Source organism: Nostoc sp., assembly GCF_036917355.1.
Lineage (GTDB): Bacteria > Cyanobacteriota > Cyanobacteriia > Cyanobacteriales > Nostocaceae > Nostoc.
The window spans coordinates 135,242-146,516 of the sequence record NZ_JBALDP010000103.1; the positions used below are offsets into that span (position 1 = coordinate 135,242).

The 11,275-nt window shown below is 42.0% G+C and carries 12 protein-coding genes; 7 read left to right on the forward strand and 5 right to left on the reverse strand.

What is annotated here, in order from left to right:
- Window positions 1-129: 129 nt before the first annotated feature.
- On the reverse strand, window positions 130-1,068 hold the full coding sequence (locus tag V7K53_RS31170; RefSeq protein ID WP_335201355.1) for a phosphoribulokinase: 939 nt from the start codon (window positions 1,066-1,068) through the stop codon (window positions 130-132).
- A 212-nt stretch (window positions 1,069-1,280) separates the two neighbouring features.
- Window positions 1,281-1,715, reverse strand: coding sequence for a CoA-binding protein (locus V7K53_RS31175; protein WP_335201342.1), 435 nt, complete (start codon window positions 1,713-1,715; stop codon window positions 1,281-1,283).
- 399 nt (window positions 1,716-2,114) lie between these two features.
- On the opposite strand from V7K53_RS31175, the gene V7K53_RS31180 reads away from it, so the two are divergent.
- Entirely contained in the window at window positions 2,115-2,777 is a 663-nt protein-coding gene (locus V7K53_RS31180) for a class I SAM-dependent methyltransferase (RefSeq protein ID WP_335201343.1), read from the forward strand.
- An 18-nt stretch (window positions 2,778-2,795) separates the two neighbouring features.
- Here V7K53_RS31180 and aroA read toward each other — a convergent pair whose 3' ends face one another.
- Entirely contained in the window at window positions 2,796-4,076 is a 1,281-nt protein-coding gene (gene aroA / locus V7K53_RS31185; RefSeq protein ID WP_335201344.1) for a 3-phosphoshikimate 1-carboxyvinyltransferase, read from the reverse strand.
- Window positions 4,077-4,283: 207 nt separating this feature from the next.
- Here aroA and obgE point away from each other — a divergent pair, with 207 nt between their 5' ends.
- The 4 genes from obgE to V7K53_RS31205 all read left to right on the forward strand — a co-directional run bounded on the left by obgE (window position 4,284) and on the right by V7K53_RS31205 (window position 7,409).
- Complete coding sequence (obgE, locus tag V7K53_RS31190) at window positions 4,284-5,312, forward strand: GTPase ObgE (RefSeq protein WP_335201345.1); 1,029 nt, start codon at window positions 4,284-4,286, stop codon at window positions 5,310-5,312.
- Window positions 5,313-5,616: 304 nt separating this feature from the next.
- Complete coding sequence (locus tag V7K53_RS31195) at window positions 5,617-6,222, forward strand: vWA domain-containing protein (protein WP_334881517.1); 606 nt, start codon at window positions 5,617-5,619, stop codon at window positions 6,220-6,222.
- A 158-nt stretch (window positions 6,223-6,380) separates the two neighbouring features.
- Window positions 6,381-6,986: a vWA domain-containing protein gene (locus V7K53_RS31200; protein ID WP_334897052.1), complete on the forward strand. Its 606-nt coding sequence runs from the start codon at window positions 6,381-6,383 to the stop codon at window positions 6,984-6,986.
- A gap of 27 nt (window positions 6,987-7,013) precedes the next feature.
- Complete coding sequence (locus V7K53_RS31205; protein ID WP_335201346.1) at window positions 7,014-7,409, forward strand: salt stress protein, Slr1339 family; 396 nt, start codon at window positions 7,014-7,016, stop codon at window positions 7,407-7,409.
- 332 nt (window positions 7,410-7,741) lie between these two features.
- Here V7K53_RS31205 and V7K53_RS31210 read toward each other — a convergent pair whose 3' ends face one another.
- Window positions 7,742-8,083 carry a winged helix-turn-helix transcriptional regulator gene (locus tag V7K53_RS31210; protein WP_334720091.1) on the reverse strand — a complete coding sequence of 114 codons (342 nt, stop codon included), beginning with the start codon at window positions 8,081-8,083 and terminating at the stop codon, window positions 7,742-7,744.
- A 292-nt stretch (window positions 8,084-8,375) separates the two neighbouring features.
- Here V7K53_RS31210 and V7K53_RS31215 point away from each other — a divergent pair, with 292 nt between their 5' ends.
- Window positions 8,376-8,942: a thermonuclease family protein gene (locus V7K53_RS31215; protein ID WP_335201347.1), complete on the forward strand. Its 567-nt coding sequence runs from the start codon at window positions 8,376-8,378 to the stop codon at window positions 8,940-8,942.
- Window positions 8,943-9,306: 364 nt separating this feature from the next.
- On the opposite strand, the gene V7K53_RS31220 is transcribed toward V7K53_RS31215, so the two are convergent.
- Entirely contained in the window at window positions 9,307-10,188 is an 882-nt protein-coding gene (locus V7K53_RS31220) for a carbohydrate ABC transporter permease (RefSeq protein WP_335201348.1), read from the reverse strand.
- 25 nt (window positions 10,189-10,213) lie between these two features.
- On the opposite strand from V7K53_RS31220, the gene purN reads away from it, so the two are divergent.
- Window positions 10,214-10,876 carry a phosphoribosylglycinamide formyltransferase gene (gene purN, locus V7K53_RS31225; RefSeq protein WP_335201350.1) on the forward strand — a complete coding sequence of 221 codons (663 nt, stop codon included), beginning with the start codon at window positions 10,214-10,216 and terminating at the stop codon, window positions 10,874-10,876.
- The last annotated feature ends 399 nt before the right edge of the window (window positions 10,877-11,275 follow it).

Sequence of the window (11,275 nt, forward strand, 5' to 3'; positions counted from 1 at the left end):
CTAAAGTCCTTACTACGAACTTGCTTACCCATTAATTTAAACTTGACAGACTAATAGTGCGTTCGCATAATTCAACAGTCCAATACTATACGCGATCGCAAACTATTTAAACTCTTTCATTTTTGCTAATTACTGATAAATTTGCGTTGCTTTCAACATGTGGTAGGTAATAATCAACTGAGTCAAAGCCAGAGGATAACTTTGCAGTGTTTCTCCAGTTGTACCAGCAATTTTACCCAGTTCTGGATTACTTTCGCGATCGCAAATACTTCGTAAATGGGGCATATCAGAACAAATAATATGCTCTAACTTATTTACTTGGTCTAAGGTGGCATGACCATCAACTTCTAAGACATCTACAGGCTTACTCATATCCCTGTCTAACCCTAGACGGATCGCTGAGTCAGAATTACCATAGCCAGAGTTGACAATCTGGGTAAAATCTGGATGGGGAATTGTCGGACGTAATACCAGACGGACATTCAGATGTCCATTGGTTTCATCATCTTCCTCGGTGGGTGGGTAAAAACTAATGACTATATCAGACCATTGCCGCTGCGGACGGATAAACTCTGCTGAATCTGGTTCGCGCTTTTCTAATTCCGCTAATACCTGTTCAGCTGTATAGCCGCGCTTTTGGGTGTCTCGTTTAACTTTCCACTTAGCGCGTAGTTCTTCTGGGGGTGCAAGGTAAACTTTAACATCGTAAGAATCACGAGCGGCACGGGTAGAATAACCGAGTAATCCTTCAATAATGACGAATTTATTAGGCTTGATATACTGTGGTGGCTCGAATGTGCCGGTTTTATGGCTGTAAACTGGCTTAAGAATTGGCTGTCCCGTGCGTAGCAGCGACAGATGTTGCTGCATAATATCTAAATGATTGCAATCGGGGTGAAGGGCAGTGATACCAATCTCTGCACGTTGTAGGCGATCGTAACGGTGATAATCATCTGTACAAATGAGCGTGACATTTTCTGGGCCGAGTACCTGAGCGATTCCTCGCGTTAGTGTTGTTTTACCAGCCGCGCTGTCGCCGACAATACCAAGAATTATTGGACGGCTCATCATAACCTCCCACAATAAAAACAACTTTAGTAATAAAATACCCACAATAGTTTTTATTCTAGAAGGGTTTAAGCAAGTAACTCAAACAAAGACTTGGTATGCAATATCTCTACACATAAAATGTTTGTGCGATGCCTACGGCGGTAAACTACGCTTTTTGCATAATAATTACAATCTACATGATTGTTATAGTTATCTGTACACATAAAATACTAGACATTTCCTGTTAAACCTACTCTCAGCCGCAGATATTCAATTTTGATACAAGCATCCATAACCACATTGAGTCCTGCATCTATAGCTTTTTGTGCTGATGGTTGATGCCAGATACCCAGTTGTGTCCATACAGTTTTCGCATTGATAGAAATTGCTTCATCTACAATTTCTGGTAAGTACTCAGAACGACGAAATACGTTAACAATATCCACGGGTTTGGGTAATTCCTGGAGTGCAGGATAACTGGGTTGACCGTCAATTTCTTTAATTAGCGGGTTGACGGCATAGACTGTATAGCCTTTCTGTCGCAAGAATTGGGCGATTTGATAACTGGTGCGTTCGCGTTTATCAGAGTGACCCACAACAGCTATGGTTTTTGCTTGGATTAACAGCTCACGCAGAGCGTTATCATCTTCTTTAAGGTTTGGCATGATTTAAAATATCCCGAGCGTAGGCGCAGCCCGTCGTAGACATCGCTTTGCTCATCATACTGAGTTGCATTTAAATATAATTTTGGCTTTAAAAAAATCATTTACGAATATCAAAGACTCGTCCGCGAGTAAAAAAGACTCATTCACGAGTATCAAAGACTCGTCCGCGAGTATCAAAGACTCATTCACGAGTATAAAAGACTCGTCCGCGAGTATCAAAGACTCGTCCGCGAGTATAAAAGACTCGTCCGCGAGTATAAAAGACTCATTCACGAGTATAAAAGACTCGTCCGCGAGTAAAAAAGACTCATCCACGAGTAAAAAAGACTCATCCATGAGTATCAAAGACTCGTCCACGAGTAAAAAAGACTCATTCGCTATTCTCCATGCCCAATGCCCATGACAACTAAAACATTAGGACTCGAACAAAACCTCTACGACTATTTACTGTCAGTCTCTCTCCGAGAACCAGAAATTTTAACCCAACTGAGACAGGAAACAGCCCAGTATCCAATTGGGAGAATGCAGATTGCTCCCGAACAGGGGCAGTTTCTCGCGTTACTAGTGCAGTTGCTGGGAGCTAAGAAAACTTTAGAAATTGGGGTATTTACAGGTTATAGTTCCCTGGTGGTGGCATTGGCGTTACCGAGGGACGGTAAGGTGGTAGCCTGTGATATTAGTGAAGAATTTACAACGATCGCTAAACGTTATTGGCAACAAGCAGGAGTGGCAGATAAAATTCAACTGCATATTGCCCCAGCTTTGCAGACTTTGGATCGGTTACTGGCAACAGGAGAAGGAGAAACTTTTGATTTTGCCTTCATCGATGCAGATAAGAGCAACTATGATGCTTATTATGAGCGATCGCTGCAATTAGTGCGTCCGGGGGGATTGATTGCGATCGATAATGTTCTCTGGTCAGGCAGGGTTGCCGACCCCCAAGTGCAAGATAATAGAACTAAAAGAATTCGTGCCTTTAATCAAAAACTGCATCAAGACCAGCGAGTTAGTCTTAGTATAGTAGCGATCGCAGATGGCTTAACTCTGGCATTAAAAAAGTAAGTTGAGCGAAAATAGCTGTTATTGCTCTAACATTTGGAAGAATCGGGTAAAGTAATCTGGAAAGGTTTTCGCTGTACAACCAGGATCTTTAATTACAATCCCTGGAACCTTCAAGCCAGTGACAGCAAAAGCCATCGCCATTCGATGATCGTGATAGGTTTCAATTGCCGCCGGGGTAATTGGACCAGGTTGAATTTTCAGTCTATCTGCAAATTCTTCAACTTCAACTCCTAGCCGACGTAACTCTGTAACAACAGCTTTAATTCGGTCAGTTTCCTTATATCGAATATGTTCCACGTTACGAATGGTAATTGGTGAACTGGCAAAGGGTGCGATCGCTCCTAATGTTTGCACTAGATCCGATATATCATTCATATCAATATCGATACCTTGTAATTGCTTCGGCCCCGTCACTTCGGTATATTCATTCGAATCCTTAATTTGGCAACCCATCTGTTCTAAAACATCCAGCCAGAGAATATCACCCTGACAGGATTGTTTAGTCAAATGTTTTACCCGCACCCGTCCACCCGTGACGGCGGCGGCGGCAAAAAAGTAAGAAGCATTTGATGCATCGGGTTCTACTGTGTAATGTCGAGCTTGGTAACGTTGACCTGCTTTAATCTGAAATTGATTATCGCCGATTTGAATCACCTCCACGCCAAAATCTGCCATTAAACGACAGGTCATTTTGACGTAAGACTGAGAAACTAGCGTACCTTCAACCTCAACAATTGTGTCTTGTTGAGCGTAAGGCGCAATCATCAGCAATGCCGAAAGTTGCTGACTTGTTTGGTTCGCTTTCACCCGAAAATTTCCGCCAGCGAATTGCCGACTATAAACGGTGTACGGCATAAACCCGGAGTTTCCCTCAAAGTGAATGGTTGCTCCACCCGTTTGTAGTACCGTCAACAAATCGCCCATCGGTCGTTCTCGCATCCGGGGAACGCCATCTAGGCGATATTCACCGTTCCCCAGTGCCACCAGCGCCGAAATAAACCGTGCTGCTGTACCTGCCAAACCCACAAATAAATCTGCCTGTTTAGCTGGAATCTCGCCTCCCCTTCCCGCCACTTGAATTTGTGCCAACTGAGGATTCAAAGTAATGGGAATGCCCAATTGCTCTACGCATTTGGCAAAATACTCGCTGTCTTCACTAAATAAGGCATTTTCTAAAATGGAGTCACCTTGCGCCAAAGCAGCGACAAGCAACGCCCGATTGGTAAGACTTTTAGAACCGGGAATTTCTACTGTGGCATCCACTGGCCGATTTAGAGCAGGAATTGCAATGGTATCCACTTTAAACCTCTACGTAGGCGGTTAGCTACAACTTTATAATATTGCCATATCTTGAGCAAAAGGTGCAGGGGAGGAGGGAGTGTGAGTTACAAGTAAATAGTGAGGAATAAGATTTTAAAACTTATAATTTATAACTCCCCTATAACTCGCAACTCATAATTCAGCACGGGTTAAACCCTGGCTATCCGCTAACAGGACTTTAGAAAGATGCAATTTATCGATCAAGCAAAAATTGAAGTTGAAGCTGGTAAGGGCGGCGATGGTATTGTCGCCTTCCGGCGAGAGAAGTACGTGCCGACTGGTGGCCCCTCCGGTGGTAATGGGGGAAGAGGTGGTTCGATATTTTTCGTTGCCGATGAAAACTTACAAACTTTGTTGGACTTCAGATACAACCATCGCTTTCAGGCCGAAAAAGGGACTCGTGGTGGGCCAAATAACTGCACCGGAGCAGGAGGAAAGGATCTAATTATCGAAGTTCCCTGCGGTACAACCATTTATGATGCTGAAACTGGCGAACTCCTGGGAGATTTAACTGAGCCTAAGCAGACTTTGCTGATTGCCCAAGGTGGTAAAGGCGGACTGGGAAATCAGCATTTCTTGAGCAACCGTAACCGCGCCCCAGAATATGCTCTCCCAGGATTACCAGGGGAAATAAAGCAGCTGCGCCTAGAGTTAAAACTTTTGGCAGAAGTCGGGATTATTGGCTTACCAAATGCTGGTAAATCCACTTTAATTTCATCTTTATCCGCTGCACGTCCGAAAATCGCAGACTACCCTTTTACTACCCTGATTCCAAATTTGGGTGTAGTGCGGAAACCTACTGGCGATGGTACTGTTTTCGCCGACATTCCTGGACTCATTGAGGGAGCAGCTCATGGGGCAGGGCTGGGACATGATTTCTTGCGCCACATCGAGCGCACGCGGGTGCTACTTCACTTGATTGATGCCACTAGTGATGATGTGGTTAGAGACTACAACACAATTAAGGAAGAATTACAAGCTTATGGACGGGGTTTAGCAGAACGTCCGCAAATTTTGGCGCTGAATAAAATTGATGCAGTCGATCGGGAAACCGTCGATTTGGAAGCGTTAGCCACCCAACTTAATCATCTCTCCTACGCCCCGGTTTTTATGATTTCAGCGGTTACTCGCACTGGGTTAGAGCCGATGTTACAGGAAATTTGGGGGATTCTCGACCAGATGAAGGTTCCTGAAGAAGTGGAGGTATTTAGCTGACGAAATAATTACAAATTATGTTGATGTATTCTGGAGCGAGGAAATCTTAATCACAAATTTACGTGCTTTCTTTTTCCCAGAACACATCAGCTTCTGCTTGCAAAAAAAATCATAGTCTGACTTGCCAATTAATTGTTCTCGAATATGACCAAAGAAATCACAGTAGCGATCGTTGCCAACGCATTCATCAACTGTGATGCGGCTTTTTTGAGTAGCATAATTGATACGAAACCTTAAAGTACTTACGGTATCGTTAAATTCGTGGATTAGACTAGAACCACAGGGTAACAATCAAAGGAAGATTATGATGAGCGATCGCGACTATACATTAATCATTGACAAAAGCGGTAGTATGTCCACACCCGACCAAGTGGGTGGTAGAAGTAGATGGGAAATCGCTCAAGAGTCTACTCTGGCTTTGGCCAGAAAGGCCGAACAGTTTGACCCCGATGGCATCACCGTTTACGTGTTTTCTGGGAGATTTAAACGCTACGATGATGTCACCTCAGCCAAAGTCGCCCAGATATTTCTCGAAAATGACCCTTCTGGCACAACAAACTTAGCAGGTGTGCTTCAGGATGCCCTCAATAACTACTTTCAACGTAAAGCAGCCGGTAAAACCAAGCCAAACGGAGAGACAATTTTAGTTATCACCGATGGTGAACCAGACGATCGCAAGGCTGTGTTTGAAGTCATCATTCATGCTACTCGCCAAATGGAGCGTGATGAAGAATTAGCAATTTCGATTATTCAAGTAGGTTCAGATGCCCAAGCAACTAAGTTTCTCAAAGCCTTGGATGACCAGTTACAAAGTGTTGGCGCTAAATTTGATATTTGCGATACTGTCACTTTAGACGACTTAGAAGAAATGAGTCTTGTAGATGTATTGACGAACGCCATAACTGACTAAATATAGCAGAATTCATAATTCAGAATTTAGAAGTAAAACACGCTTTATACTTGGGTAACAGACTTCGCTTGTGTACTTTACCAACTTGAAATCTACTGTTATGTTTGGCGATCGCCCATAGTTCGGTAACTGTTAATTCCTAATTGGAGAATTGAATAATGCTAGAAAATCGTGATTATACCTTGATTATTGACAAAAGCGGTAGCATGGCAACCCAAGATCAAAAGGGTGGTAGAACTAGATGGGTTGCAGCCCAAGAATCAACTTTAGCTTTAGCTAGTAAGTGTGAGCAATTTGACCCAGATGGCATTACTATCTATGTATTTTCTGGCAAATTCAAGCGATACGAAAATGTCACATCCAGCAAAGTATCACAAATTTTCCGAGAGAACGATCCCTCAGGTACAACTGACTTAGCAAGTGTGTTAAAACATGCAACTGATGATTACCTTCAACGCAAAGCAGCCGGTCAAACAAAGCCAAATGGTGAAACAATTTTAGTAGTTACTGATGGTGAGCCGGACGATCGCAAAGCAGTCATGAGGGTAATTATTGAAGCTTCTCGTCGCATCGAACGAGATGAAGAATTAGCTATTTCTTTTATTCAAGTTGGCACGGATCAACAAGCTACCCGCTTTCTCAAAGTCTTAGATGATGAACTCCAAAGTGCTGGTGCTAAGTTCGATATCTGTGACACCATTACTATGGAAGATATGGAAGATTTGAGTCTATCGGAAGTACTACTCAATGCTATTAATGACTAGCTGTACTATTTATTAGGAATTGCAAAAATGGATTCCCTTGATAAGCTGTTAGCCCAACTCGAAACTGAATACAAAGAAGTACAACCACAACAGCAACAGTCAAAATCAGCCACAGCCAAATCGTTTATTCCACCATCGCCCAAGTCGGCATCTTTCATGGATAAGCTTTTGGCAGAAGTTCAAGCTGATTTTGCTGAAGAGGATGCTGCTATTGAATTAAAAAGGCAGCAAGAACTAGAACAAGAAAGGATTCGACAAGAACAACTCAAAGCCAAACAAATAGAGGCTTTGAAAGTACAGGCAAAAGAATGGTTAGCCAAAATAGATCCACTTTCATCCGAAGGACTTTGGTTTGAAAGGTTTGCGGAAAGTTACCCCTCAAAATTAGAGGCAGCGATTGAATATTTAAAAAGCAATGAATAAACTTCAAATCCAAAATTTAAGACTCCATAGATAAATCTGCTCGCTATAATTGAAAATTAGCCATTATTATTTAATTGAAGTAAGTGCAAATAATTCTACCAATTTGAAAAACGAATGCGACAAATAGACCATTTGTAGAGACGGGATGAATCGCGTCTTTACCCACGGACATGTTGCAATCATTAATTGAATTGGTATTAGAAGATGTGTTGGGTGTATTACCGCATTAGCGTAACGCACCGAAAACCTGAAATGGTGAGTTACGAAAGCCATAAGCCATCCTACATATCAAAGTTAAGTTAGCAATTATTATTTATTCACTATAATCAATATTAATGGTGATTTGTTTGAGCTAAATGTTGCACAGCCCATTCGTGCATAGCATAGAGAATTGGTTGCAAAGTTTCTCCTAAAGGTGTCAGTGAATATTCTACCTTGGGTGGAATTTGGGGATAAACTTCTCGATGAATAATTCCATCTTCCTCCATTTCTCTGAGTTGCTGGGTTAGCATCTTTTGCGTAACTCCAGGTAAAGCTCGTTGCAACTCACCAAAGCGTTTGACACCTATCATTAATTCTCTAATAATCAAAACTTTCCAGCGTCCACCAATCACTTTTAGGGTAGTTTCTACTTCACAAGTCAGCCTGAAATGGTTTTCTGCTTCAGCTTTCATAGTTTTTTTGTAGGAATCATCTGACTCAGGTTTGCTGGATATACAGCTAGTTATCTAATTATTACTTGTTTTAAGTCTTCCATAATTAGTTTAGCAGCTCCGGGAATATGATAATAGAATAGATACTTGCTGTCTTCCGCAGTCAACTGGCAGATGTTTGATGATTACTGTTACAGAAGCAATCAAAGTGCGATCGCTTTTTGAATTGCCTGTGGAACTATGTCAATAATTAACAAATATATCTTTGTATTTTGCTAGTATCATTCCACAGAGGTAATGCAGGTAAGTTTGGATGGAGAAATTAACTAAACCAGTGCGATTTTGGCTTTGTGTAACTATCATAGTTTGGGGTTTGATGGGCTGCGATCGCTTTATTGGTAATTCTGGAGAACCAGTTGAACGAGTCAGTGATGGCGATACTTTAGTAGTAAAAGATGCCGATGGCAAAAATCTTACAGTCCGCTTTGCTTGTGTAGATGCACCAGAAATCGCTCATACAAACAAAGAAAAGCAGAGTAAACGCACTAGCGATCGCAATCAATTTACTTGGGGTGTGAAAGCCCAAGAACGCGTGCAACAACTGGTACAACAAGGAGGCGATCGCGTGACTTTGAATATCACCGATAGCGATCGCTATGGGCGTAAAATTGCTGAAGTCCGTTTAAAAAATGGCACTTTTGTACAACAGGTATTGTTGCAAGAAGGTCTAGCAAAAGTGTATCGTCCCTATTTAAACAAGTGTCCCAGTAAAGACTTAGTTCAGCAAGCCGAAACTCAGGCGAAGGAACAACGGCTCGGTGTTTGGAGCGATACTAAATTTATAAATCCTTGGGAATATCGCAGCCTATATAAGAAGTAAAACAGGAGTCAGAATTCAGAATAAGTGAATACTTTACCCATAAAGGGATAGAGTTTTAATAAGTAAAACTCTTAATAAAAACTCTAACTGTTTCTAATTGAATGTACTACTACATTTTTTAGCATTGCATATTTGCACAATAACTTAGGTGATTTCTTACAAAGAATATACCCAGCTTGACGAGTTTCGACTTCTCTGCGAGACGCTACGTGTTAGCGGAGCTTTCGCTTTAGCGATACGCTCAACTCTCGATGCCTTAGTTGGTTGAGCGAAGTCGAAACCAACGGCAGCGGTAGATTTATTAACGCAAATTGCCTTAGCAACTTCCAAAATTCTCCCTTGCTCCCCTGCCCCCCTGCCTCCCCTACTCCTCTCCCCAAGTTTGCAGTTGCAAATAAACTAGTACCAGCGTCACTGCTAATAACACAGTCGCTCCTGCTGCTGCATAACCAAAATCAAATTGACCAAAAGCCTCTTGGTAAATGTAGTAAACCAGCAGATTAGTCGAATTCAGTGGCCCACCCCCAGTCATCACAAAAACCTGCTCAAAACTCCGCAATGTAAAAATTGCGGTAGTAATGACTGCAAATATCACAGTTGGGCGCAATCCGGGCAAAGTAATATACCAAAATTGTTGCCAAGCATTCGCTCCATCTAAGTCTGCTGCTTCATAACGACTGGAAGGAATTGTTTGCAACCCTGCTAAAAAAACTACCATATTGAAACCCAGTTGTTTCCAAATACTCATTAAAATAATTACCGGCATTGCCCAAAATGTGTCTCCTAGCCAGGGGATTTCTGAAATACCAAAAAAATCTAAAAGTCCGTTAACTGGCCCTGATGTTTGAAACAGCCAGCGAAATCCCAGACCGGCTGCCACAAGTGAGATAATTGAAGGCAGAAAATAGGCACTCCGCAGGATGCCCCGCAAGGGAATGGAACGGTTTAATAGTACTGCCAATCCTAAGGAGATAACTAAACTGGGAATGATGGTGGCAACAGTAAAATAAAAGGTGTTACCCAGAACTTGCCAGAAATCGGGGTCAAGTAGCAAGCGCCAATAGTTTTTTAAGCCTATCCAATAAATACCTTTTAAGCTGAAACTACCAGCAGTGAAACTGAGATAGAACAAATAGACGATTGGCCAAATGATAAAAACACCCAGCAAAATTAATGCTGGTGCGAGAAAAATCCACGCGGCTACTGTATCATTATCCAACCACGACTTAGTATATATTTTTGGCATCTATAAATTAACCCTCTTAGCTGTTATGATTCTCCGCCTTGATTCTACCCTGAGCTTAATTTCTCCCAACATTAGCGATGATTACCAACAATTCGCCCCTTTAAAACTGGGAATTATGGCTTCTGGGAATGGCAGCAATTTTGATGTAGTTGCCCAAGCTATCCAAGATGGGCGGCTAAATGCCCAAATTCAAGTTTTAATTTACAATAATCCCTCGGCAAAAGCAGCCGTTAGAGCAACTAATAGAGGTGTAGAAACTGTCTTATTAAATCACCGCAACTATCAAAGTCGAGAAGAATTTGATCGTAAAATTGTGCAGACATTACAGTACTACGATGTAGAATGGGTGATTTTGGCAGGTTGGATGAGACTATTAACATCAGTTTTCATTGATGCCTTTCCTGAGAGGATTATCAATATCCATCCTAGTTTGTTACCTAGTTTCAAGGGAATCCATGCTGTAGAACAAGCCTTGGCATCTGGGGTAAAAATTACTGGTTGTACAGTGCATATAGCTTGTTTAGAAATGGATAGCGGCCCAATATTAATGCAAGCCGCAGTCCCAGTACTGCCGGATGATACAGCAGAAACACTCCACGCCAGGATTCAAATTCAGGAACATCGAATTTTACCATTAGCGATCGCTCTGGCAGCTTCTTCATCAAAAGTAACACTAAGCGTAACGTAAAAATACATATATCAATTAGGGGCACAGCAATGCTCATTGGTGTCAACTTAAGCCAAAAACTATATCGGACAGGCGTTTTGCAAATCCCTCGTGCCCTCATCCCCTAACTCTTCTAAAGGAGAAGGGGAATTGCATGTCTAGCTCCCCTCTCACGGATGGGAGAGCAGGGTGGTTTCATACAAGCAGAGAAAAATAATAATGATTTATGGAGGGTGGAGAAAAATGGGTAGATAAAGGGTATGAATCTCATTGAACAATTGCAGGAAGTCCCAGATTATCGGCACATCAGGGGACGAAGACATGAGTTAACGTGAGTTCGACAGAACTAAAAAACGGCAGGAGGTAGTGCAGGCAAATCTTTTGGGTAAATATCAATCGACGGTTTTTTGGGTAAATAGG

Excerpts from the sequence above, each read along its gene's own strand:
- V7K53_RS31175 (WP_335201342.1), bottom strand. The coding sequence starts at position 1,715 with ATGCCAAACCTTAAAGAAGATGATAACGCTCTGCGTGAGCTGTTAATC.
- V7K53_RS31220 (WP_335201348.1), bottom strand. The coding sequence starts at position 10,188 with ATGCCAAAAATATATACTAAGTCGTGGTTGGATAATGATACAGTAGCC.
- purN (WP_335201350.1), top strand. The coding sequence starts at position 10,214 with ATGATTCTCCGCCTTGATTCTACCCTGAGCTTAATTTCTCCCAACATT.
- V7K53_RS31205 (WP_335201346.1), top strand. The coding sequence starts at position 7,014 with ATGGATTCCCTTGATAAGCTGTTAGCCCAACTCGAAACTGAATACAAA.
- V7K53_RS31195 (WP_334881517.1), top strand. The coding sequence starts at position 5,617 with ATGATGAGCGATCGCGACTATACATTAATCATTGACAAAAGCGGTAGT.
- V7K53_RS31170 (WP_335201355.1), bottom strand. The coding sequence starts at position 1,068 with ATGAGCCGTCCAATAATTCTTGGTATTGTCGGCGACAGCGCGGCTGGT.
- V7K53_RS31180 (WP_335201343.1), top strand. The coding sequence starts at position 2,115 with ATGACAACTAAAACATTAGGACTCGAACAAAACCTCTACGACTATTTA.
- V7K53_RS31200 (WP_334897052.1), top strand. The coding sequence starts at position 6,381 with ATGCTAGAAAATCGTGATTATACCTTGATTATTGACAAAAGCGGTAGC.
- V7K53_RS31215 (WP_335201347.1), top strand. The coding sequence starts at position 8,376 with ATGGAGAAATTAACTAAACCAGTGCGATTTTGGCTTTGTGTAACTATC.
- V7K53_RS31210 (WP_334720091.1), bottom strand. The coding sequence starts at position 8,083 with ATGAAAGCTGAAGCAGAAAACCATTTCAGGCTGACTTGTGAAGTAGAA.
- obgE (WP_335201345.1), top strand. The coding sequence starts at position 4,284 with ATGCAATTTATCGATCAAGCAAAAATTGAAGTTGAAGCTGGTAAGGGC.